Source organism: Salmonella sp. NW645, from assembly GCF_051703725.1.
In the GTDB taxonomy this organism is placed as follows: domain Bacteria; phylum Pseudomonadota; class Gammaproteobacteria; order Enterobacterales; family Enterobacteriaceae; genus Salmonella; species Salmonella enterica.
Window position 1 is genome coordinate 92,994 of sequence record NZ_JAMMKR010000003.1, and the last position, 24,024, is coordinate 117,017.

Here is a 24,024-nt window from a genome sequence, read left to right on the forward strand (position 1 = left end):
AGCAGCGGATGAAACGACAAAATTCTTTTCGTGACTATACGGCTGAGTCCGCACTGTTTGTGCGTCGGGCGCTGGTCGCCTTTTTGGGTATTTTGCTGCTGACCGGCGTACTGATCGCCAATTTGTATAATCTGCAAATCCTTCGTTTTACCGATTACCAGACCCGCTCGAACGAAAACCGTATCAAGCTGGTGCCAATTGCGCCAAGCCGCGGGATAATCTACGACCGTAACGGCATTCCCCTTGCGCTGAACCGCACTATCTATCAGATTGAAATGATGCCGGAAAAGGTGGATAACGTTCAGCAAACGCTGGATGCGCTACGCAGTGTGGTCGATTTAAACGACGACGATATCGCCGCCTTTAAAAAAGAGCGCGCCCGATCCCATCGCTTTACTTCTATTCCGGTGAAAACAAACCTGACGGAAGTTCAGGTCGCGCGCTTTGCCGTCAACCAGTACCGTTTTCCGGGCGTTGAAGTCAAAGGCTATAAACGCCGCTATTATCCATACGGATCGGCGCTGACCCACGTTATCGGCTACGTATCGAAAATCAATGATAAAGACGTCGAGCGTCTCGACAGAGAAAACAAACTGGCAAACTACGCCGCCACCCATGACATCGGCAAGCTGGGCATTGAGCGCTACTATGAAGATATTCTGCATGGGCAAACCGGTTATGAAGAGGTTGAAGTCAACAACCGCGGCCGCGTCATTCGCCAGCTCAAAGAGGTGCCGCCGCAGGCCGGACACGATATCTACCTGACGCTGGATCTCAAGCTCCAGCAGTATATTGAAACGCTGCTGGCAGGCAGTCGCGCGGCGGTGATTGTCACCGATCCGCGTACCGGCGGCGTGCTATCGCTGGTCTCCATGCCAAGTTACGACCCTAACCTTTTCGTGGATGGCATCTCCAGCAAAGATTACTCCGGGCTGCTTAACGACCCGAACACGCCATTAGTGAACCGCGCGACTCAGGGTGTCTACCCACCCGCTTCTACCGTTAAGCCTTACGTCGCCGTATCGGCGTTAAGCGCTGGCGTCATCACCCGTAACACCAGTCTTTTCGACCCTGGCTGGTGGCAGTTGCCGGGGTCTGAGAAACGCTACCGCGACTGGAAAAAATGGGGCCACGGGCATCTGAATATCACCAAATCCCTTGAAGAGTCGGCGGATACCTTCTTCTATCAGGTGGCCTATGACATGGGAATCGACCGCCTGTCAGAATGGATGGGTAAGTTTGGCTATGGGCACTATACGGGAATTGATCTCGCAGAAGAGCGCTCTGGTAATATGCCGACCCGCGAGTGGAAACAGAAACGCTTTAAAAAACCGTGGTATCAGGGCGATACGATTCCGGTGGGCATCGGCCAGGGCTACTGGACGGCAACGCCGATTCAGATGAGTAAGGCGCTGATGATCCTTATTAACGACGGTGTAGTTAAAGTCCCGCACCTGTTAATGAGCACCGCGGAAAACGGTAAACAGGTGCCGTGGGTACAGCCGCATGAGCCGCCGGTGGGCGATATTCACTCCGGCTACTGGGAAATTGCGAAAGATGGCATGTATGGCGTTGCCAACCGCCCTAACGGCACGGCACATAAATATTTTGCCAGCGCGCCCTATAAAATCGCGGCGAAGTCGGGCACCGCGCAGGTCTTTGGCCTGAAAGCCAACGAAACGTACAATGCGCATAAAATCGCCGAGCGCCTGCGTGACCATAAATTAATGACCGCCTTTGCGCCGTATAACAATCCCCAGGTCGCCGTCGCGATCATCCTTGAAAACGGCGGCGCAGGCCCGGCAGTAGGCACGATCATGCGCCAAATCCTTGATCACATCATGCTGGGCGACAACAACACCCATTTGCCTGCGGAAAACCCGGTGGTTGCAGCGGCGGAGGACCAATAATCATGACGGATAATCCGAACAAAAAAACCTTCTGGGATAAAATTCATATCGATCCCACGATGTTACTTATTCTGCTGGCGTTACTGGTTTACAGCGCATTGGTCATCTGGAGCGCCAGCGGCCAGGACATCGGCATGATGGAGCGTAAAATCGGTCAGATTGCGATGGGGCTGGTGGTTATGGTGGTGATGGCGCAGATCCCGCCGCGCGTGTATGAAGGCTGGGCGCCCTATCTCTATATCATTTGTATCATTTTGCTGGTCGCCGTTGATGCCTTTGGTGCAATATCCAAAGGCGCGCAGCGCTGGCTCGATCTGGGAATCGTTCGCTTTCAGCCTTCGGAAATAGCCAAAATCGCCGTGCCGCTGATGGTCGCCCGCTTTATTAACCGTGACGTCTGCCCGCCCTCGCTGAAAAATACCGCCATCGCCCTGGTATTAATCTTTATGCCTACCCTGCTGGTCGCCGCCCAGCCGGACCTGGGGACGTCTATTCTGGTCGCCCTTTCCGGTCTCTTTGTCCTATTTTTGTCTGGTCTGAGCTGGCGCTTAATTGGGGTCGCCATTGTATTGATCGCTGCATTTATTCCTATTTTGTGGTTTTTCCTGATGCACGATTACCAACGCCAGCGCGTCATGATGCTCCTTGATCCGGAGACCGATCCGCTGGGCGCGGGCTATCATATTATTCAGTCTAAAATCGCCATTGGCTCAGGCGGCCTGCGCGGTAAAGGCTGGCTCCACGGCACCCAGTCGCAGCTGGAGTTTTTACCCGAACGCCATACCGACTTTATCTTCGCGGTACTGGCGGAAGAGCTCGGTCTGGTGGGCATCCTGATTCTGCTCGCGCTCTATATTTTGCTGATAATGCGCGGTCTGTGGATTGCCGCCAGAGCGCAAACTACATTTGGTCGCGTGATGGCTGGCGGATTAATGTTAATATTATTCGTTTATGTCTTCGTAAATATTGGTATGGTGAGCGGTATTCTGCCTGTGGTTGGAGTACCTTTACCCCTGGTCAGCTACGGGGGCTCCGCACTGATTGTGCTGATGGCCGGGTTCGGGATTGTGATGTCGATCCACACCCACAGAAAAATGTTGTCGAAAAGCGTATAAGGGGTGCGCAATGCGTAAGCAGTTGCCTGTAATCTGCGTCGCGGCAGGGATAGTACTACTCGCGGCATGTACTAATGACGGCGGTCAGCAGCAAACCACCGTCGCGCCGCAACCTGCGGTATGTAATGGTCCGACTGTGGAAATCAGCGGAGCGGAACCGCGTTATGAACCTCTGAATCCGACCGCAAACCAGGATTATCAGCGTGACGGTAAAAGTTATAAAATCGTTCAGGACCCGTCCCGCTTTAGCCAGGCTGGCCTGGCCGCTATTTATGATGCGGAACCCGGCAGTAATTTAACCGCCTCCGGGGAGATGTTCGATCCGATGCAGCTTACCGCCGCCCATCCGACACTGCCTATCCCCAGCTATGCGCGAATCACCAATCTGGCCAACGGTCGCATGATCGTCGTGCGTATTAACGATCGCGGCCCCTATGGCACCGATCGGGTCATCTCCCTGTCCCGCGCGGCGGCGGATCGTCTGAATACCTCGAATAATACTAAAGTACGGATTGACCCCATTATCGTAGCGCCGGATGGTTCGCTCTCCGGCCCGGGGATGGCCTGTACGACGGTGGCGAAACAGACCTACGCTCTGCCCCCGCGCCCTGATTTAAGCGGCGGAATGGGAAGCGCCTCTTCAGCGCCTGCGCAACCGCAAGGCGACGTTCTTCCGGTCAGCAATGCCACGTTGAAAAGTGACGATACCACTGGCGCGCCAGTGAGCAGCAGCGGCTTCCTCGGCGCGCCGACCACGCTGGCGCCTGGCGTGCTGGAGAGTAATGAACCGACGCCGGCGCCACAGCCAGCGCCGGTTTCCGCGCCAGTGACGGCTCCAGCGACTGCGACGCCGGTGAGCGCGCCTGCCGCCGCAGCCCCGGTATCTGCCCCGGTGAGCGCGCCTGCCGCCGCGGCGAGCGGTCGTTTCGTCGTCCAGGTCGGCGCCGTCAGCGATCAAACGCGTGCGCAGCAGTACCAACAGCGTTTAAGCCAGCAGTTCAGCGTACCAGGACGCGTAATACAAAACGGCGCGGTCTGGCGTATTCAACTGGGGCCTTTTGCCAGTAAAGCCGAAGCCAGCGCGTTACAGCAACGTTTGCAAACAGAAGCACAATTACAGTCCTTTATCGCCAGCGCGCAGTAACCGATCGCAGGTATCTGTACTGTCAATTTCTGTAAATGACATTAACAAAGTCACGCGGAAAGTCAGATGCCTGCCAGTTATGCTTTTGCTATAGTAGGGCTCTTTTTTTAATTTCATCACGGACGTCGTAGTTCAGACCATGAAGACCACTTTTTCCGCTCGTTTTATGCAGCGCATGGCGCTCACCACGGCGCTTTGTGCCGCGTTTATCTCAACCGCACATGCCGATGACCTGAATATCAAAACTATGATCCCGGGTGTTCCGCAGATCGATGCGGAATCCTACATCCTGATCGACTACAACTCCGGTAAAGTTCTGGCGGAACAAAACGCCGACGAACGTCGCGACCCGGCGAGTCTGACGAAGATGATGACCAGTTACGTCATCGGACAGGCAATGAAAGCGGGTAAATTTAAAGAAACCGACCTGGTTACCGTCGGTAATGACGCCTGGGCCACCGGCAATCCGGTATTTAAAGGCTCCTCGCTGATGTTCCTCAAGCCGGGAATGCAGGTACCGGTCTCTCAGTTGATACGCGGCATCAATCTGCAATCCGGCAATGATGCCTGTGTGGCAATGGCTGATTTCGCCGCCGGTAGCCAGGATGCTTTCGTCGGGCTGATGAATAGCTATGTGAACGCGTTGGGGCTGAAAAATACCCACTTCCAGACCGTACACGGCCTGGACGCCGACGGACAATACAGTTCAGCTCGCGATATGGCGCTGATTGGTCAGGCGTTAATTCGCGATGTGCCTAACGAATATGCCGTTTATAAAGAAAAAGAGTTCACCTTTAACGGCATTCGCCAGTTAAACCGTAACGGTCTGCTGTGGGATAACAGCCTGAATGTGGACGGCATCAAAACCGGCCATACCAGCAAAGCGGGCTATAATCTGGTCGCTTCCGCAACCGAAGGCCAGATGCGATTGATTTCCGCCGTGATGGGCGGACGGACCTATAAAGGCCGTGAAACAGAAAGCAAAAAACTGCTGACGTGGGGCTTCCGTTTCTTTGAAACCGTTAATCCGCTGAAGGCTGGTAAAGAGTTCGCCTCTGAACCCGCCTGGTTTGGTAATACCGATCGCGCCTCGCTGGGCGTCGATAAAGACGTTTACCTGACGATCCCTCGCGGTCGCATGAAAGATTTGAAAGCGAGCTATGTACTGAATACCGCAGAACTGCACGCGCCGCTGCAGAAAAACCAGGTGGTCGGCACCATCAACTTCCAGCTGGACGGTAAAACCATCGAGCAGCGTCCGCTGGTCGTACTGCAAGAGATCCCGGAAGGGAACTTCTTCGGTAAAATCATTGATTACATTAAATTAATGTTCCATCACTGGTTTGGATAAAAATTGAACGCTTGAAAGTGTGATTTTCGTCCCCATATACTATGCATCAGTAAAACTCCCGCCTTGTGGCGGGAGTTGTTATTTTTTTACGTAATGCCGGAGCTGACATGAAAACCAAACTTAACGAACTGCTTGAATTCCCTACGCCATTTACTTACAAAGTAATGGGGCAGGCGTTACCTGAGCTGGTTGATCAGGTGGTTGAAGTGGTACAGCGCCATGCGCCTGGTGATTACTCTCCGACGGTAAAACCGAGCAGCAAAGGCAACTACCACTCGGTCTCTATCACCATTAATGCCACCCATATTGAACAGGTTGAAACGCTGTACGAAGAACTGGGCAATATTGATATCGTGCGAATGGTATTGTAATACATCCAGACGGTTACCCGGTCTTATCCGGGTAACTCCCCGCCTCCCCCGCTGTGATATACTTTCCTCTCTTTTTTCATTCTCTACGGAGATGCCGTTTTGTATCAGGATAAAATCCTTGTCCGCCAGCTCGGCCTTCAGCCCTATGAAGCTATCTCTCAGGCCATGCATAACTTTACCGATATGCGCGATGAAAACAGCCATGATGAAATCTGGTTGGTTGAGCATTACCCGGTGTTTACCCAGGGCCAGGCCGGTAAAGCGGAACATATATTGATGCCTGGCGATATTCCCGTTGTGCAGAGCGATCGTGGAGGACAGGTGACCTATCATGGTCCGGGCCAACAGGTAATGTACGTTTTACTTAACCTGAAACGACGTAAACTGGGCGTGCGTGATTTAGTCACCCTACTTGAACAGACCGTGGTGAATACGCTGGCTGAAATTGGTATTGAGGCGCATCCGCGCGCCGATGCGCCGGGCGTCTATGTGGGTGAAAAGAAAATCTGCTCGCTGGGTTTACGTATCCGTCGCGGCTGCTCATTCCACGGTTTAGCGCTAAACGTTAACATGGATCTTTCTCCTTTCCTGCGCATCAACCCGTGTGGTTATGCCGGCATGGAAATGGCCAAAATAACACAGTGGAAAGAAGACGCTACCACGGATAATATTGCGCCCCGCTTGCTGGCGAATATTTTAGCTCTGCTAAATAATCCATCGTATGAATATATTGCTGCTTAATGCGTAAAATATAATGGCCCAAGAAATTTATGGGTCATTAATCATATATGATTTGAATGCTTTACTTCTCCCCCCGCTTTCTATATTTTCGTTATATCCCTGCTGTAGCCGCCAGGCGGCATGGCCTCTTCAGTCCTCATGATGAGGAATTTTCCGTGAACAAAATCCCGGCCTTGCTGTTACTTATCTTATTGAAATGACTTAAAATACATTCATAAGAGTAATTTTAAAACCAACTCATAAATGCAAAATATACTATTTCATCTATTATTCATAATACGAATGAATTCGGAGCCAGAGCGTGAGTGATAATAATCAGGCAGAAAGACAACCGGCCGATCAACATCTACAAGACAAACCGCAAATTTTCAGAACACTGAGAAATATTGACCTCAATCTGTTGACGATTTTCGAGGCCGTATATGTCCATAAAGGGATCGTCAATGCCGCGAAAATTCTTAACCTGACGCCGTCAGCCATCAGCCAGTCCATTCAAAAATTACGGACTATATTTCCCGATCCGCTGTTTATTCGCAAAGGCCAGGGCGTAACGCCCACGACGTATGCTACGCATCTGCACGAATACATCAGCCAGGGGCTGGAATCTATTCTTGGCGCCTTGGATCTTACGGGCAGCTACGATAAGCAGCGTACCATTACAATTGGCACGACGCCTTCGGTCGGCGCGCTAGTGATGCCGATTATTTACCAGGCCATCAGGCCGCGTTATCCTCAGCTTTTGCTGCGCAACATTCCGGTAGACGATGCCGAAAGCCAGCTTAGTCAGTTTCAGACCGATCTCATTATCAATACCCATAGCTATAACAACCGGAGCATCCAGCATCACGTCCTGTTTAGCGATACGCTTGAGATTGTCTGCCGCCAGCATCACCCATGTCTGGCGAACGCCATTACTGAAGAGAGACTGAACAGCGCGGATCACACCTTTCTGATGCTGGAGGGACAACATCTTTCCCTACTGCGCCAGCGACTGCAGGAGACATTTCCCGATCAGCAAATCAGTTTTAGCAGCTACAATATTTTTACCATTGCCTCGCTGATCGCCAGCAGCGATCTGCTGGGACTGATGCCCACCCGCTTCTACGACTTATTTAGCCGCTGCTGGCCGCTTGAACGCCTTCCCTACGCGCCGGTGAATAGTGAACAGGTCGAGTTCTCGCTGCATTACAATAAACTGAGTCTGCGCGATCCGGTGCTGGAGAACGTCATTGATATCATTCGTGAGGCGTTCTGACAAAAATGTTGCATTCAGGTCACGGAAGATATGGGCAAACAGCACAAAACAACAACTATTTTACATTTTGCCGGGCTGTCAGGCTGCTTTATGGCCCTTATCAATGATATACTGCGTGTCACAAATTCAAAAATAGTTGATAAATACAACTTTCCCTTGAATTGAAACGCTTTCCTTCGTTATTCGCAACTGGAACACGCACGCTATGAGTAAACCCATTGTGATGGAACGCGGTGTAAAATACCGCGATGCCGATAAGATGGCTCTTATCCCGGTTAAAAATGTGGTCACAGAGCGCGACGCTCTACTACGTAAACCGGAATGGATGAAAATAAAACTTCCGGCGGATTCTACCCGTATCCAGGGCATCAAAGCCGCAATGCGCAAAAATGGCCTGCATTCTGTCTGCGAGGAAGCGTCTTGCCCAAACCTGGCTGAATGTTTCAACCACGGCACCGCTACGTTTATGATCCTTGGCGCCATTTGCACTCGCCGCTGTCCGTTCTGTGATGTCGCCCATGGCCGCCCCGTTGCGCCGGATGCGGAAGAGCCGCAGAAACTGGCGCAAACGATCGCCGACATGGCGCTACGCTATGTGGTCATCACCTCTGTCGACCGTGACGATCTGCGTGACGGCGGCGCCCAGCATTTTGCTGACTGCATCACCGCTATCCGTGCCAAAAGCCCGGAGATAAAAATAGAGACCCTGGTGCCAGACTTCCGTGGACGTATGGATCGCGCGCTGGATATTCTTAACGCGACGCCGCCGGATGTGTTTAACCACAACCTGGAAAACGTGCCGCGTATTTACCGCCAGGTTCGTCCGGGCGCCGATTACAACTGGTCGCTGAAATTACTGGAACGCTTCAAAGAAGCGCACCCGGAAATTCCGACAAAATCGGGTCTGATGGTGGGCTTAGGCGAAACCAATGCGGAAATCATTGAGGTTATGCGCGACTTACGCCGTCACGGCGTTACCATGCTGACGCTTGGTCAGTATCTACAGCCAAGCCGCCATCACCTGCCGGTACAGCGTTATGTCAGCCCGGAAGAGTTTGACGAGATGAAAGCGGAAGCCCTGGCGATGGGCTTTACCCATGCCGCCTGTGGCCCCTTTGTACGTTCTTCGTACCATGCTGATCTCCAGGCCAAAGGCATGGAAGTGAAATGATCGTGTAATAGACGCTTACATTTCAGGCAAAAAAAACCGGCAACTTGCCGGTTTTTTTACTCTGCGGAGCAAGCGCATCGCGCTATTACTCTTTGTGCGAGAGTTTTTCAGCCTGAACGCTACCGTCGACGTCTTTCTTAACGCCCGCGTCTTCATCGTTCATTGCTTTCTTGAATCCTTTAATCGCCGTGCCCAGGTCTCCGCCCAGCGTACGTAACTTCTTGGTACCAAACAGCAGAACAACCAGTGCGGCAACCACCAGCAGTTTGGTAATACTAATCTCACCCATAGATACCTTCTTCACTAAAAACAGGCTGCGTAACGCGCCGGATTAACCTGAGAATATTAACGGTCTTTCGACGCGCGCACACAATAGCAATCTGTAACAAGGTGAATCAAGCTTTGCGTAAAAAAACATCATAATAATTGCGGTGGCGCAAATCGTCGTTGCTGCAAAAGAGGAAGTTGCTCCCGCACCTGGTCTATTCGTTCTCTGAATATTTCCGCGACGATCAGCGCCGGACGATCGGCTGCTGCGGCTATCGTTACCCCCAACGGATCGATAATACGACTTTGACCAATATTACGATTACCACACTCCCCGGCCGCAATCATATAGCAGGTGGTATCCAGCGCTCTCGCCGCCAGCAGCGTCGACCACTGCTGCTCTTTCAACGGGCCGCGAACCCAGCCCGTCGGCAGCGCCAATACGTCAGCCCCCTGTAAAGCCAGCGCTAGCGCCATGTCAGGAAAGCGCAGGTCATAACAGGTCATAAGCCCCACCTTAACCCCCTCCACGTCCAGCACAGGCGCGATAGCGGTTCCGGCATCAATACTTTGGGATTCTTGCATCGAAAACGCATCATAGAGATGCAGCTTCGCGTAACGCGCGACAATGTGACCTGCCCGTAGCGCCACCAGCATATTAACCGCCCGTCCAGGCGTTGACGGGACAAGGATAGTGAATATCGTCGTCATATTATTATGAGCGCTTTCTTCCTGAAGCCGCGTCATAAACGCGCCATCCAGCGGCTGCGCGGCGCGAATCGGCAGGTCAAGGTCGATGTCATCTCGCGCTAATATCCCCTCAGGCAGCACCAGAAGCGATACGCCGCGGCCCGCCGCCTGAGCCATTAACGAAACGCAAACTTGCGCATTCTTTTCCCATACAGAACTCACCACAAACTGCCCGGCTGCAACGAACATATCCCCTCCCACACCTCTGTCAGGACTCGCCAATTATGCGTGTTCGGCGTTACACTCCTCCTGTATAGCAATTAAATAAAGGATTCGGCAGTGTTACAGCTTCTTTTAGCAGTTTTTATCGGCGGTGGAACGGGGAGCGTAGCCCGGTGGATGCTAAGTATGCGTTTTAATCCGCTTCATCAGGCGATTCCCATCGGTACGCTAACAGCAAATTTGCTTGGCGCGTTTATTATCGGCATGGGGTTCGCCTGGTTTAACCGCATGACACATATCGATCCGATGTGGAAAGTGCTCATTACGACCGGCTTTTGCGGCGGCCTGACGACCTTTTCTACTTTTTCTGCTGAAGTGGTATTCTTGCTGCAAGAGGGGCGCTTTGGCTGGGCGCTGCTGAATGTGCTGATTAACCTGTTGGGTTCGTTTGCCATGACAGCGCTGGCATTCTGGCTATTTTCCGCCGCAGCGGCGCGTTAAGCGCAAAAAAAAACCCGCCGAAAGGGCGGGTTTTGAAATCTTGCTGTCGGACGTATGCTTACAGAGCAGTTACGTTTGCAGCGGAAGGGCCTTTGGCACCGTTAGTGATTTCGAACTCTACGCGCTGACCTTCAGCCAGAGTTTTAAAACCATTGGTCTGGATTGCAGAGAAGTGTACGAACACGTCTTTGCTGCCATCTTCCGGAGTAATGAAACCGAATCCTTTGGATTCATTAAACCACTTAACGTTACCTTTAATCTTAGACATCAAAATTACCTTTACATGAAAAATAGACACAAATGCTGTGTCGGATACCAGTACAACAATTGTGATGCATTTTGTCCAGTCGAACTTTGCGAAAAAGTGATAAATATCGCGTTAATTTTTAGCTAACCCTGTCTACTTATTGTTTTTTAAGTCTTTTTTATTCACAACTGAAGAATGCCCTTCCCCGTCAAAACTGGAAACGCATCCAGGCGAAATAGACGTTTCCGTTGTTATACGAACCCGGAATGTAGGTCATCTGAAAGGTAGCGGGACCATAGCCTATCGACGCTAAAGGCAACAGTACAGGGATGGGAATATAATTCCAGTTGTCGCGCGCGGTAACGCCTGCGGTAAAGCCCAGTCCCAGACGAAAATTATCGTCTTCCAGCGGTCGCCAGGTTTTTTCCCAGCCATAACCGCCTATGGGTTCCCATTTGTTAAATGAATCTTTAAAGGCCATCATATAGAGGCCATGCCAGTTGCCTTTGTCGTCCCAGCGCGACTGACCAAAACCAACGCCCCACGGCCGCTCGTTATAGCGATCCGTTTTCTCTTTATCGTAGGCAAAGCGCGCATGCCAGGTAATGGCGGGGACATACAAATCATAATGCTCAGGCTGTCGCCACGTTTCTGCGACGTTATCGGTAAACGTGTTAAACCACCCTTTATCCGCCGCAGAGACTGAAGGAATAGCCAGCCATGGCATAACAAGGAGAGCAATAATAAGAAAATACTTTCTGATAATCATCACAACAGCCATACCGTTCAAAAATTCGACCGTGATAATAACAACATTAACCTGAATAAAATCTTAACAGACTATAAACAGAGAATAATCTGAGAAAGTATCGGGTTAACGGCGTTTGATTTAGCACTCAGAACCGTCGCGCTCTCCTTACTAAGTTTTCACAAAAAACACAAAACAAAGCACAACAAACAAAACAATAAAATAACAATAAATTAATACTTATAGCGCTACAGAAAATTCGTATAAGCATATTTCATCTTTAGCGATGACATGAAAAAATAACCGCGCCGTGATTTTAATCAGTAAGGCGCCATCCTTTATTCGGTACATTTTTATACCACTTTTGTGGTTCTTATTTTTACTCTGGGTGTCGATAAGACAGGGGAAACAATGCTAACAGTTATAGAGCTCCTTATCGGAGTCGTCGTTATTGTGGGTGTAGCGCGCTACATCATTAAGGGATATTCCGCCACTGGCGTTTTATTTGTCGGCGGTCTGGTTCTGCTTATTATCAGCGCACTGATGGGGCATAAGGTATTACCTGCCAGCGAAACCAGTACCGGCTATACCGCAACAGATATTGTTGAATACATCAAAATTTTGCTCATGAGTCGCGGCGGCGATCTTGGCATGATGATCATGATGCTGTGCGGCTTTGCCGCTTATATGACGCATATCGGCGCGAATGATATGGTCGTGAAGCTGGCGTCGAAACCTTTACAGTACATAAACTCGCCCTACCTGTTGATGATTGCCGCCTATTTTGTCGCCTGCCTGATGTCGCTGGCCGTCTCTTCCGCGACGGGGCTTGGCGTACTGCTCATGGCTACTCTCTTCCCGGTGATGGTCAACGTCGGCATTAGCCGCGGCGCGGCGGCGGCTATTTGCGCCTCTCCGGCCGCCATCATCCTCTCGCCAACGTCTGGCGATGTGGTTTTAGCCGCAAAAGCGGCGGAGATGCCGTTAATCGATTTCGCGTTCAAAACCACGCTGCCGATTTCCATCGCCGCAATTATCGGTATGGCGATTGCGCACTTTTTCTGGCAACGCTATCTGGATAAAAAAGAGAACATTTCACATGAGATGCTGGACGTTGCGGAGATTACCACCACGGCCCCGGCGTTTTATGCCCTTTTGCCGTTCACGCCCATTATCGGCGTACTGATTTTTGACGGTAAATGGGGGCCGCAGTTGCACATTATTACCATCCTGGTGATCTGTATGCTGCTGGCCGCCGTGCTGGAATTCGTGCGCGGCTTCAACACGCAAAATGTGTTTTCCGGCCTGGAAGTGGCTTATCGCGGCATGGCGGATGCGTTTGCCGGCGTCGTGATGCTGCTGGTCGCGGCGGGCGTTTTCGCCCAGGGGCTGAGCACCATTGGCTTTATCCAAAGTCTGATCTCGATTGCCACTTCTTTTGGCTCCGCCAGCATTATTCTGATGCTGGTATTAGTGATTTTAACCATGCTGGCCGCGATGACCACCGGTTCAGGCAATGCGCCTTTTTACGCCTTTGTTGAGATGATCCCTAAATTGGCGCACTCCTCCGGCATCAACCCAGCCTATTTATCCATCCCAATGCTGCAAGCCTCAAACCTGGGGCGCACGATTTCGCCGGTCTCCGGCGTGGTGGTCGCTGTCGCCGGGATGGCTAAAATATCACCGTTTGAAGTGGTGAAGCGCACGTCCGTTCCGGTCATCGTCGGTCTGTTGATCGTCATTATCGCCACGGAAATTATGGTGCCAGGCGCCTCTTCCGCCGTTACTGGCGGCTGATAGCCGGTAAGCCGGGGCGAGGGAAAACGTCGCCCCGGCATCTTAAACCAAGCTTAGCCGCCGTGGTAAATACGCTGCGGCCTGCCCACTTTGCCATGAATAATCTCTGCGACAATCAGGTGCTGACTCGCGCAATATTCCAGGTAGCGTCGGGATGTGGTGCGGCTTATTGTTAAGGCCTGCGCGACCGTTTCAGCCGTGTGGCGTACGGTTGGATCGGCAAACAGCTTCATCACCGCATTAAGGGTTAAGGCATCAATACCGGTCGGCAAATCCCCTTTCGGTTCGCCGCGCGCATAGGCGTTGAACATTTCATCTATCTGCTTCTGGCTTGCGCTATCCGCGCTCGCCAGCATACGTCTGCGCTGTTGATAGCGGGTCAGCGTCTGTCCCAAACGTTCATAAGCAATAGGTTTGACCAGATAATCAAACGCGCCGCTACGTACCGCTTCCGCTACCGTCTCCATGTCACTGGCGGCGGTCGTAAACACGACGCCGCCGGGATAGCGCGACTGCATTAATTCATGCAGCAGCGTAATCCCCTTCCCATCCGGCAGATAATTATCCAACAGAATTAATCCAGGTTTGAACCGGTCAATCATCATTCTCGCCTGCGCCAGATTGCCCGCCAGCCATATCTGCTTAAAGCCAGGAATATGGCGGATATATTCTGCGTGCATCTCCGCCAGCAGCGTTTCATCCTCAACGATCAATAGGGTTAATGGTTCTGTCATCGTTTTTTTTCACTTTCGGAAGGAATAAAGAAAATAAGGTGCCACAAGGATCATTGTCTTCCAGCGTAATGACCCCGCCACAGCGCCCCACATAACTTGCAATCAGATATAACCCGATACCATGCTCACCGGGTTCGTCGGTTCGGGTACTTACGCCCTGCTCAAAAATTTTTTCCCGCAGCGCTTCAGGAACGCCGCAGCCCTGGTCGGCGACCTCTATCACCACCTCGTCGCCCTCGTCGCTCAGGAAAAGTTCGATGGTATTGTCGCCTTCCTGTGTACGTAAACTCGCCTCAAACGCGTTATCCAGCAGATTCCCGACGATGGCGGCGAACTCCGTGCTATCCAGCCCCTCCGGCAGTTGATGTAGCTGGCTGCCGGGAACAATCACCATCTTGAGCCCCAGTTCACGCGCGCGCTGAACTTTGCCAAACAGCAAACCGGCCACCTGACGATCGGCGAAGGCGCCGCGTAAACTATCAATAAGTTGCTGCTGCGCCTGCGACTCACCCTGCACCATCTCTCTGACCCGATCATACTCCTTCATTTGCAGCAGGCCGTTCAGAGTCGACATCCAGTTCAGGTGCTCATGGCGTAGCGTGCGCAGGCTCTCAACATACTGTTTAATCTGGGTTAGCTGCGCGTTCAACGTCGCGATTTCATCTTTGCTGCGAAAACTAATAATAGCGCCCAGCAACTCCTCGCCGGAACGGATAGTTTCACGATTGGCGATGACGCTCAGGCCATTGAAGTTGGCCATCACGTCCTGGCGTCTTTCTGCGATCTGGCAGGTAAAAAAGTCTGCCGGATTGACGACTTCCGCTATCAGCTTGCCCAGCCACTGACGCCCCGGCGACGGCAGCCCCAACATTTTTCTCGCATTGCGGTTAATCGCGGTGATATGTCCCTCCGGATCAACGGCGATCAGCCCTTCATAAACCGAGCTAAACAACGCCTCCTGCTGGCGTACCACGCGCGCAATCTGTTTCGGCTCCATGCCCAGCATTTGTCGGCGGATATGCGCGGCGAAAAACCAGGAAAGCAGCATTAATACCAACAGCAACAGGACAAAAACCCCCGCCATCGGTAATAAGAAGTCCAGCCGCCAGGAGTCGATTTTACTGACCAGATAGCCAATTGAAACAACGCCGATCACGTTGCCTTCGTTGTCAAAGATAGGCGTTTTGGCGCGCATCGCCATCCCTATTGAGCCCTTACCGGTAATGAAATAACTTTCTCCTCTTTCCAACGCGCCGGGTTTCGTAAACTGCATGGGATAGCCGATTTTTTCCGGATTCGGATGGTAAAGCCGGATCGAGTGGCGATCGCCTATCACCACATAGTCAAAATCCGTCCCGCGCTGCAGTTTATTCGCAATTATCGCCAGGCGTTTATAGTCCCGGTTTTTTACGGCGGCGATAATGCTGTCGTTAGAAGCAATAATTTTTGCCTGATTCATCGCCATATCACGAACATGGGACGCCAGATAATCTTCGAAACTGGCAGACAAATATTGTGCTAACGCTGCCACGATGAAAACAGAAACCACCAGAATGAGCAGAAAAATACGTAACGGAAACGCGAGTTGCCGAAAAAAAGGAAACAGCTTTTTATTTTTCTGATAGGACATTAAGGTTCCTTATGGGTATTTCTCTGCAGATTTATCGCAAATGTAATAAAAATGTTTTGAGCATCTTGAAGCCTATAAAAACCAATCGTTACAGATTCCCCACATTAAATCAATTAAACAACTAAAACCCATCGCCGGAATGGCGATTAAATTAATTAAAAAACTTAAAACCATAAAACACTTAAAAACCATCTAACGCTTTGTGAAATAAATCAAAATTTACCACCAAAATACTCCTTACGATGTATACGTCAGTGAGAAAAAATAAATAACTCGTCATAAAAATACTCCTACTCTGACTGAAAAGAAAAAGTTATCAAGTTGCAACACAGCGCAACATATACAGAAAAGTGGCAACAAGCATATCACCAGGATATTTCTTACTATGTTTGGCAATAATGTATTCACTCGGGTAAAACGCTCTGAAAATAAAAAAATGGCGGAGATCGCTCACTTTCTCAAAGAGAATGATTTAAGCGTCGATACCACTGTAGAGGTGTTTATTACCGTCAGCCGTGATGACCGTCTTATTGCCTGCGGCGGTATTGCTGGAAATATCATTAAATGCGTGGCCATTAGCGAATCAGTACGCGGCGAAGGCTTAGCGTTAACGCTAGCGACGGAATTGATTAATCTCGCCTGGGAACGGCACTGCACCCATCTTTTTATTTATACCAAAACGGAATACGAAGCGCTGTTTAAACAGTGCAGCTTTTCGACGATAGCCAGCGTCCCCGGCGTGATGGTCTTAATGGAAAATAGCGCGACCCGGTTGAAACGGTATGCGGAATCGCTGGCGACATTACGTCACGAGGGAAAGAAAATTGGCTGTATTGTGATGAACGCCAATCCTTTCACGAACGGCCATCGCTATCTGATCCAACAGGCGGCTGCGCAGTGCGACTGGCTGCATCTGTTCCTGGTCAAAGAAGATACGTCACGCTTTCCCTATGAAGACCGACTCGATCTGGTTCTTAAAGGGACCACCGATATCCCGCGCTTAACCGTTCACCGCGGCTCCGAATACATTATTTCTCGGGCGACGTTCCCCTGCTATTTCATTAAAGAGCAGAGCGTTATTAATCACTGTTATACCGAAATCGACCTGAAGATTTTCCGCCAGTATCTGGCGCCCGCGCTTGGCATCACACACCGCTTTGTCGGTACGGAACCATTTTGTACCGTTACCGCCCAGTATAACCTTGATATGCGTTTCTGGCTGGAGACGCCAACGCTTCCCGCCCCACCCATTACGCTGGTGGAAATAGAGCGGCTTTGCTTCCAGGAGACGCCGATATCCGCCTCCTGGGTACGCAAGCTGCTGGTTAAACACGATCTCACGGCTATCGCGCCGCTGGTTCCCGACGCCACCCTGCGCTATTTGCAGGGCATGGTCGAACGCCATCCGGGCAGCGCGGCAGCCCGTCAAAAGTCCCCCGTATTAGCAACAGGTGAAAAATGAAAATAAACCAGCTAGCCGTCGCAGGCACGCTTGAGTCCGGCGATGTGATGATACGCATTGCGCCGCTCGATACGCAGGATATTGACCTGCAAATCAGCAGTAGCGTTGAAAAACAGTTTGGCGAGGCCATTCGCGCCACCATCCTGGAGGTGCTTTCTCGCTACGACGTGCGCGGCGTACAACTGAACGTCGATGATAAAGGCGCTCTGGACTGCATTTTGCGCGCCCGACTGGAAACGCTACTGGCGCGCGCCAGCGGTATTGCCGCTCTGCCCTGGGAGGATCGCCAATGATTTCCGCCTCTCTGCAACAACGTAAAACCCGCACCCGCCGCAGTATGTTATTCGTACCGGGCGCCAACGCGGCGATGGTGAGCAATTCGTTTATCTATCCGGCCGACGCGCTGATGTTTGACCTGGAAGACTCCGTTGCATTACGCGAAAAAGACGCGGCGCGCCGTCTGGTATATCACGCGCTGCAACATCCGCTTTACCGTGACGTCGAAACCATCGTCCGCGTGAATGCGCTGGACTCCGAATGGGGCGTCAACGATCTGGAAGCGGTCGTGCGCGGCGGCGCGGACGTGGTGCGTTTACCGAAAACCGACACCGCGCAGGACGTCATTGATATCGAAAACGAAATTCTGCGCATTGAAAACGCCTGCGGTCGCGAACCGGGCAGTACCGGCCTGTTAGCCGCCGTGGAATCGCCGCTGGGTATTACCCGCGCGGTAGAAATCGCCCACGCCTCTGAACGGTTGATCGGGATTGCGCTGGGCGCGGAAGACTATGTTCGCAACCTGCGCACCGAACGCTCTCCAGAAGGCACCGAACTGCTGTTCGCCCGCTGCGCCATTTTGCAGGCTGCGCGTTCCGCCGGCATTCAGGCCTTCGATACCGTCTATTCCGACGCCAACAACGAAGCCGGTTTCCTGCAAGAAGCCGCCCACATTAAACAGTTGGGCTTTGACGGTAAGTCACTGATCAACCCCCGCCAGATAGAGCTGCTGCACAACCTTTATGCGCCGACGCGTAAAGAGGTCGCCCATGCGCGTCTGGTCGTTGAAGCCGCAGAAGCCGCCGCCCGCGAAGGTCTTGGCGTCGTTTCCCTTAACGGCAAGATGGTCGACAGTCCGGTGATTGAACGCGCCCGTCTGGTGCTCTCCCGTGCAGAACTTTCCGGTATTCGCGAAGAATAAGGCAAAACAATGACGCAGAAAAATGAATCTCAACGCCAGGATCGCGTAGCCGCCTGGAGCCGCCACGCTGAAAGCGAACTGAGCGCTTACCAAAGTGCGGCAAAATTGGATCTACAAGCGCAAAAACCGCGCGACCACAAACTGTGCGCCAGCCTGGAAGAGGCCATCCGCCGTTCCGGTTTACGCGACGGCATGACGCTCTCTTTTCACCACGCGTTTCGCGGCGGCGATCTGACGATTAACCTGGTGATGGAAACCATCGCGAAGATGGGCTTCAAAAACCTGACCCTGGCCTCCAGCTCGCTGAGCGACTGCCACGCGCCGCTGGTTGAACACATTCGTAACGGGGTGGTCAGCCGCATCTACACGTCAGGCCTGCGCGGCCCACTGGCGGAAGAAATTTCTCGCGGCCTGCTGGCTGAGCCGGTTCAGATTCACTCCCACGGCGGTCGTGTACATCTGGTACAAAGCGGCGAACTCAATATTGATGTTGCGTTTCTTGGCGTACCCTCCTGCGATGAATTCGGTAATGCTAACGGTTATACCGGCAAGGCCTGCTGCGGTTCACTGGGCTACGCGATGGTGGATGCCGACAGCGCGAAACAGGTCGTAATGCTGACGGAGCAACTGCTGCCGTATCCGCATAACCCGGCAAGCATCGCTCAGGATCAGGTTGATCTGATCGTGCAAATCGAAGAAGTCGGTGATGCAAACAAAATCGGCGCTGGCGCGACCCGCATGACCACTAATCCGCGTGAACTGCTGATCGCCCGCAGCGCGGCGGAAGTCATTGCTCACTCCGGCTACTTCAACGAAGGTTTCTCCCTGCAAACCGGCACTGGCGGCGCATCGCTGGCGGTCACCCGCTTCCTGGAAGACAAAATGCGTAGCCGCAACATTGTGGCTAATTTCGCGCTGGGCGGAATCACCGCCACCATGGTCGACCTGCATGAAAAGGGTTTAATCCGCAAACTGCTTGACGTGCAGAGCTTCGATCGCAACGCTGCGCAATCTTTGGCCCGCAACCCGAACCATATCGAAATCAGCGCTAACCAGTACGCCAACTGGGGCTCTAAAGGCGCTTCCGTCGACCGTCTGGACGTGGTGGTACTGAGCGCGCTGGAAGTTGACACCCACTTTAATGTTAACGTGCTGACCGGCTCCGACGGCGTTCTACGCGGCGCGTCCGGCGGTCACTGCGATACCGCCGTCGCGGCGGCGCTGTCCATCATCGTCGCGCCGCTGGTGCGCGGTCGCATCCCAACGCTGGTTGATAACGTCACCACCTGCGTCACACCAGGCTCCAGCGTTGACATTCTGGTCACCGATCACGGTATCGCCGTCAATCCGGCGCGTCCGGAGCTGGCTGAACGCCTGAAAGCAGCGGGAATGAAAGTGGTATCGATTGAGTGGCTGCGCGAACGCGCGCAACTGCTTACCGGTCAGCCCCGCCCTATCGAATTCACTGACCGCGTGATTGCTGTCGTGCGTTATCGCGACGGTTCAGTGATCGATGTGGTGCATCAGGTGAAGGAATAAGCCATGCGCCTGCTTCCGGAACTCGCCACCTGTCACGACGTTTCTATTCCTGAGCTGCTCGCCAGCCGGGATGAGAGACAAGCAAGACAGCGCGCCTGGCTAACACGCCACGCCACTCCGCTGGTCTCCTTTACCGTGGTGGCGCCAGGCCCGATGAAAGACAGCGCGTTAACCCGCCGGATCTTTAATCACGGCGTGACTGCCCTGCACACGCTGGCAGAAGAGTATGGCTGGACCATCCGGGAGCAGGCTGCACTGGCTTCCGCCAGCGGGCCGGAAGGGCTGCTGGCGATTGACGCGCCCGCTCAGGCGCTCAAACAGGCGACCATCGCGCTGGAACAGCGTTATCCACTGGGGCGTCTGTGGGATATCGATGTCCTGACGGCGGAAGGCGAAATACTCTCCCGCCGCCATTTCGCGCTTCCCGCTCGCCGCTGTCTGCTGTGCGGGCAAAGCGCGGCTGAATGCGCGCGGGGTAAAACCCACGCGCTGACTGATTTACTGATTCATATGGAGGCGCTGCTGCATGATGCCGATTCCCGCCAACCCGACTAACGCCTCCATTCAGCCTCAGTCGCTGTATGACGCCTGGGCCGATTTGGCCTGGCGCGCCATGCTGACCGAGGTAAATTTATCGCCAAAACCCGGTCTGGTAGACCGACTAAACTGCGGCGCGCACAAAGATATGGCGCTGGCGGATTTTCACCGCAGCGCGGAGGCGATTCGACACTGGCTGCCGCGCTTTATGGAATATGGCGCCAGCTGCACGCGCCTGCCGCCAGAGTCGGTTCTGGCGGGCCTGCGTCCATTGGGGATGGCCTGTGAAGCAGCGATGTTTCGCGCAACGGCGGGCGTCAATACCCATAAAGGCAGCATTTTCTCGCTGGGGTTACTGTGCGCCGCCATTGGCCGCCTGTATCAGCTACGCCAGCCGATCGCCGCAGAAACACTCTGCGCTACCGCCGCCGATTTTTGCCGCGGCCTGACCACGCGCGAACTGCGCCAGAACAACCTACAGCTCACCGCAGGTCAGCGGTTGTATCAGCAACTGGGATTAACCGGCGCGCGCGGCGAAGCGGAAGCAGGCTATCCGCTGGTCATCCGCCACGCGTTGCCGCACTACCGCGCATTGCTGGCGCAGGGGCGCGATCCGGAACTGGCGCTGCTTGATACCTTACTGCTGCTGATGTCGCTTAACGGCGATACCAACGTCGCGTCGCGCGGCGGGGCGGACGGTCTGCGCTGGTTACAGCAGCAGGCGGCTTTCTTATTACATCAGGGCGGCATACGGACGCCTGACGATCTCGTTTATCTCCACCGGTTCGATCAGCAATGCATTGAACGCAATCTCAGCCCAGGCGGTAGCGCCGATCTGCTGATCGTGACCTGGTTTTTAGCGCAAATTTCGCAAGTTAATCATTAACACAATTATAGAAAATATCCTTTCCGGAGAGTCATTTATGTCTTTATCTAAAGATAATATATGGAAGTTGTTGGCCCCATTAGTGGTGATGGGCGTCATGTTGCTAATTCCTGTTCCAGATGGTATGCCGCCGCAGGCCTGGCACTATTTTGCGGTTTTTGTCGCGATGATTGTCGGTATGATCCTGGAGCCGATCCCGGCGACAGCGATCAGTTTTATCGCCGTAACCATTTGCGTTATCGGCAGCAATTACCTGCTATTTGACGCTTCGGAACTGGCCGATCCGGCGTTTAACGCCAGTAAACAGGCACTGAAATGGGGGCTTGCCGGTTTCTCCAGCACCACGGTCTGGCTGGTTTTCGGCGCGTTTATTTTCGCGCTGGGCTACGAAGTGACCGGGCTGGGGCGCCGCATTGCGCTGTTTCTGGTAAAATTCATGGGTAAACGCACGCTGACGCTCGGCTATGCGATTGTCATTATCGATATTTTGCTGGCGCCGTTTACTCCCTCCAATACGGCTCGTACCGGCGGTACTGTCTTCCCGGTCATCAAGAACCTGCCGCCGCTGTTTAAATCGTTTCCAAACGATCCTTCCGCACGCCGCATCGGCGGTTATTTGATGTGGATGATGGTGATCAGTACCAGCCTGAGCTCTTCGATGTTTGTCACTGGCGCGGCGCCAAACGTGTTAGGTCTGGAGTTCGTCAGCAAGATCGCCGGCGTCCAGATTAGCTGGCTGCAGTGGTTTCTCAGCTTTCTGCCGGTAGGGATTATTTTACTGATCGTTGCGCCGTGGCTCTCCTATGTGCTTTATAAACCCGAAGTGACCCACAGTGCGGAAGTCGCAGCCTGGGCTGGCGGCGAGTTAAAAAACATGGGGCGTCTGTCCCGCAAAGAGTGGACGCTGATTGGCCTGGTGCTGCTTAGCTTAGGATTGTGGGTTTTTGGTGGAAAAATCATCAACGCCACTGCCGTGGGTCTGCTGGCCGTCTCGCTGATGCTGGCGTTGCATGTTGTGCCGTGGAAAGACATTACGCGCTACAACAGCGCCTGGAACACCCTGGTGAACCTCGCTACGCTGGTGGTCATGGCCAATGGCTTAACCCGCTCCGGCTTTATTGACTGGTTCGCCAATACCATGAGTACGCATCTGGAAGGTTTCTCGCCGGATGCAACCGTCATTGTACTGGTACTGGTGTTCTATTTCGCACACTATCTGTTCGCCAGTCTTTCCGCTCACACCGCGACCATGCTGCCGGTTATTCTGGCGGTGGGTAAAGGCATTCCGGGCGTTCCGATGGAACAACTGTGTATTCTGCTGGTGCTGTCTATCGGTATCATGGGCTGTCTGACGCCGTATGCCACCGGCCCTGGTGTGATTATCTACGGCTGCGGTTACGTGAAATCCAAAGACTACTGGCGGCTTGGCGCAATCTTTGGCGTTATCTATATCGCGATGCTGTTGCTGGTGGGCTGGCCGATTCTGGCAATGTGGAATTAAACATTACGCCAACGTAGGTTAAAAATGATGCCGTTCAGGTTCACCTGAGCGGCATTTTTTATGATTAAATGGGTAACATTCATAATGTGTATAAATTATCGAATTCATCATGAACACAATATGGCATTACAGTCCGCTGCTGGCTGTCCTCTTAACCCCGATTTTTGCCGCCAACGCCGACGAACTTCAGGCGCAACAGTACGGTGATTTCACTGACTATGTGCTGGCGCTTTCCTGGCAAACCGGTTTTTGTCAAAGCCAGCATGAACGCCGCCATCGGGAGCCCGATGAGTGCCGTCTGCAAAAAGAGCCAGCCAACAAAGCAGACTTTCTGACCGTCCACGGCCTATGGCCTGGATTACCCAAATCTATCGCCGCACGCGGTGTTGACCAGCGACGCTGGCAGCGCTTTGGTTGTGCGACGCGGCCAATCCCGAATCTGCCTGAAGTCAAGGCCAGCCGGAAATGCTCCGCCCCCGCCCCCGGACTTTCGCCTGACATCGCGGCAGCGCTTAAGGAAGTGATGCCCGGCGCGGGGGGAAATTCCTGTCTGGAGCGCTACGAATATGCCAAACATGGCGCCTGTTTCGGGTTTGATCCCAATGCCTATTTCGGCACCATGATACGGCTGGATAAGGCGATAAAAGACAGCGCGCTGGGGCAGTTTCTGGCGGATAATTACGGCAAGACCGTTAGCCGCGCTGAGTTTGATAGCGTCGTCGCACAAATGTGGGGCCAGGATAATGTCAAAGCCGTTAAAGTAAACTGCCATGGCAATCCCGCCTATTTAACAGAGATTCAGTTTTCACTAAAGGCGTCGATGATTAACGCCCCGCTCTCCTCTGCCTCATTCTTGCCGCAGCCGCATCCCGGCAACTGCGGGAAACAGTTTATTATCGATAAAGCCGGTTATTGACGAAGCAGAGGTTTAAAACCGTAGCCACATTTGAGAACACGCCCGAATGTAGACTAAAATTCACTCAAGGCTATGACGTTTGAGGATTTAC

General features: G+C 52.9%; 24 protein-coding genes. 18 read left to right on the plus strand and 6 right to left on the minus strand.

What is annotated here, in order from left to right; translation table 11 throughout:
* Positions 1–8: 8 nt before the first annotated feature.
* The 8 genes from mrdA to lipA all read left to right on the plus strand — a co-directional run bounded on the left by mrdA (position 9) and on the right by lipA (position 9,058).
* Entirely contained in the window at positions 9–1,910 is a 1,902-nt protein-coding gene (gene mrdA, locus NA389_RS07625) for a peptidoglycan DD-transpeptidase MrdA (protein ID WP_000828700.1), read from the plus strand.
* A 2-nt stretch (positions 1,911–1,912) separates the two neighbouring features.
* Positions 1,913–3,025, plus strand: coding sequence for a peptidoglycan glycosyltransferase MrdB (gene mrdB, locus NA389_RS07630; RefSeq protein ID WP_000131713.1), 1,113 nt, complete (start codon positions 1,913–1,915; stop codon positions 3,023–3,025).
* A 10-nt stretch (positions 3,026–3,035) separates the two neighbouring features.
* On the plus strand, positions 3,036–4,169 hold the full coding sequence (gene rlpA / locus NA389_RS07635; protein ID WP_001231292.1) for an endolytic peptidoglycan transglycosylase RlpA: 1,134 nt from the start codon (positions 3,036–3,038) through the stop codon (positions 4,167–4,169).
* A 139-nt stretch (positions 4,170–4,308) separates the two neighbouring features.
* Complete coding sequence (dacA, locus tag NA389_RS07640; protein ID WP_000858711.1) at positions 4,309–5,520, plus strand: D-alanyl-D-alanine carboxypeptidase DacA; 1,212 nt, start codon at positions 4,309–4,311, stop codon at positions 5,518–5,520.
* A gap of 107 nt (positions 5,521–5,627) precedes the next feature.
* On the plus strand, positions 5,628–5,891 hold the full coding sequence (gene ybeD / locus NA389_RS07645) for a DUF493 family protein YbeD (protein WP_000850547.1): 264 nt from the start codon (positions 5,628–5,630) through the stop codon (positions 5,889–5,891).
* 99 nt (positions 5,892–5,990) lie between these two features.
* Positions 5,991–6,632, plus strand: coding sequence for a lipoyl(octanoyl) transferase LipB (gene lipB / locus NA389_RS07650; protein WP_000284011.1), 642 nt, complete (start codon positions 5,991–5,993; stop codon positions 6,630–6,632).
* Between the two features lie 301 nt (positions 6,633–6,933).
* Positions 6,934–7,887, plus strand: coding sequence for a YbeF family transcriptional regulator (locus NA389_RS07655; RefSeq protein ID WP_001282817.1), 954 nt, complete (start codon positions 6,934–6,936; stop codon positions 7,885–7,887).
* A gap of 205 nt (positions 7,888–8,092) precedes the next feature.
* Positions 8,093–9,058, plus strand: a complete 966-nt coding sequence (gene lipA, locus NA389_RS07660) for a lipoyl synthase (protein ID WP_000042640.1) — start codon at positions 8,093–8,095, stop codon at positions 9,056–9,058.
* Positions 9,059–9,143: 85 nt separating this feature from the next.
* On the opposite strand, the gene tatE is transcribed toward lipA, so the two are convergent.
* Positions 9,144–9,347 (minus strand): twin-arginine translocase subunit TatE, encoded by a 204-nt coding sequence (gene tatE, locus NA389_RS07665; protein ID WP_000503938.1) that lies wholly within the window; start codon positions 9,345–9,347, stop codon positions 9,144–9,146.
* A gap of 128 nt (positions 9,348–9,475) precedes the next feature.
* Complete coding sequence (locus tag NA389_RS07670) at positions 9,476–10,264, minus strand: deaminated glutathione amidase (protein WP_000495793.1); 789 nt, start codon at positions 10,262–10,264, stop codon at positions 9,476–9,478.
* Positions 10,265–10,354: 90 nt separating this feature from the next.
* Between NA389_RS07670 and crcB the strand changes: the two genes are divergently transcribed.
* Positions 10,355–10,738: a fluoride efflux transporter CrcB gene (crcB, locus tag NA389_RS07675; protein WP_000939753.1), complete on the plus strand. Its 384-nt coding sequence runs from the start codon at positions 10,355–10,357 to the stop codon at positions 10,736–10,738.
* 58 nt (positions 10,739–10,796) lie between these two features.
* Here the strand turns inward: crcB and cspE are convergent, their stop codons facing one another.
* Together cspE and pagP are read right to left on the minus strand one after the other, a co-directional pair.
* Positions 10,797–11,006 carry a transcription antiterminator/RNA stability regulator CspE gene (gene cspE / locus NA389_RS07680; protein WP_000034826.1) on the minus strand — a complete coding sequence of 70 codons (210 nt, stop codon included), beginning with the start codon at positions 11,004–11,006 and terminating at the stop codon, positions 10,797–10,799.
* A gap of 187 nt (positions 11,007–11,193) precedes the next feature.
* The gene (pagP, locus tag NA389_RS07685; RefSeq protein ID WP_001623090.1) at positions 11,194–11,766 is read right to left on the minus strand and encodes a lipid IV(A) palmitoyltransferase PagP; all 573 of its coding nucleotides are present in this window, start codon (positions 11,764–11,766) and stop codon (positions 11,194–11,196) included.
* 378 nt (positions 11,767–12,144) lie between these two features.
* On the opposite strand from pagP, the gene dcuC reads away from it, so the two are divergent.
* The gene (dcuC, locus tag NA389_RS07690) at positions 12,145–13,530 is read left to right on the plus strand and encodes an anaerobic C4-dicarboxylate transporter DcuC (protein ID WP_000958619.1); all 1,386 of its coding nucleotides are present in this window, start codon (positions 12,145–12,147) and stop codon (positions 13,528–13,530) included.
* 53 nt (positions 13,531–13,583) lie between these two features.
* Here dcuC and dpiA read toward each other — a convergent pair whose 3' ends face one another.
* Together dpiA and dpiB are read right to left on the minus strand one after the other, a co-directional pair.
* Positions 13,584–14,264 carry a two-component response regulator DpiA gene (gene dpiA / locus NA389_RS07695; protein WP_000138778.1) on the minus strand — a complete coding sequence of 227 codons (681 nt, stop codon included), beginning with the start codon at positions 14,262–14,264 and terminating at the stop codon, positions 13,584–13,586.
* Complete coding sequence (gene dpiB, locus NA389_RS07700; protein ID WP_000121808.1) at positions 14,233–15,894, minus strand: sensor histidine kinase DpiB; 1,662 nt, start codon at positions 15,892–15,894, stop codon at positions 14,233–14,235. The genes dpiA and dpiB overlap by 32 nt, the downstream gene beginning before the upstream one ends.
* A gap of 385 nt (positions 15,895–16,279) precedes the next feature.
* On the opposite strand from dpiB, the gene citC reads away from it, so the two are divergent.
* The 8 genes from citC to rna all read left to right on the plus strand — a co-directional run bounded on the left by citC (position 16,280) and on the right by rna (position 23,933).
* Complete coding sequence (gene citC, locus NA389_RS07705) at positions 16,280–17,356, plus strand: [citrate (pro-3S)-lyase] ligase (RefSeq protein ID WP_000467874.1); 1,077 nt, start codon at positions 16,280–16,282, stop codon at positions 17,354–17,356.
* Positions 17,353–17,649 carry a citrate lyase acyl carrier protein gene (gene citD / locus NA389_RS07710; RefSeq protein ID WP_000700685.1) on the plus strand — a complete coding sequence of 99 codons (297 nt, stop codon included), beginning with the start codon at positions 17,353–17,355 and terminating at the stop codon, positions 17,647–17,649. Before citC ends, citD begins: the two co-directional genes overlap by 4 nt.
* On the plus strand, positions 17,646–18,554 hold the full coding sequence (gene citE, locus NA389_RS07715) for a citrate (pro-3S)-lyase subunit beta (protein WP_000622342.1): 909 nt from the start codon (positions 17,646–17,648) through the stop codon (positions 18,552–18,554). The genes citD and citE overlap by 4 nt, the downstream gene beginning before the upstream one ends.
* Before the next feature lie 9 nt (positions 18,555–18,563).
* Positions 18,564–20,093 carry a citrate lyase subunit alpha gene (gene citF / locus NA389_RS07720; RefSeq protein ID WP_000192323.1) on the plus strand — a complete coding sequence of 510 codons (1,530 nt, stop codon included), beginning with the start codon at positions 18,564–18,566 and terminating at the stop codon, positions 20,091–20,093.
* Positions 20,094–20,096: 3 nt separating this feature from the next.
* A complete protein-coding gene (gene citX / locus NA389_RS07725) occupies positions 20,097–20,648 on the plus strand; it encodes a citrate lyase holo-[acyl-carrier protein] synthase (RefSeq protein WP_001238278.1) in 552 nt (183 codons plus the stop codon).
* On the plus strand, positions 20,620–21,516 hold the full coding sequence (gene citG, locus NA389_RS07730; RefSeq protein WP_000982652.1) for a triphosphoribosyl-dephospho-CoA synthase CitG: 897 nt from the start codon (positions 20,620–20,622) through the stop codon (positions 21,514–21,516). Before citX ends, citG begins: the two co-directional genes overlap by 29 nt.
* Before the next feature lie 37 nt (positions 21,517–21,553).
* A complete protein-coding gene (citT, locus tag NA389_RS07735; RefSeq protein ID WP_000059039.1) occupies positions 21,554–23,017 on the plus strand; it encodes a citrate/succinate antiporter CitT in 1,464 nt (487 codons plus the stop codon).
* A 109-nt stretch (positions 23,018–23,126) separates the two neighbouring features.
* A complete protein-coding gene (gene rna, locus NA389_RS07740) occupies positions 23,127–23,933 on the plus strand; it encodes a ribonuclease I (protein ID WP_001092585.1) in 807 nt (268 codons plus the stop codon).
* The last annotated feature ends 91 nt before the right edge of the window (positions 23,934–24,024 follow it).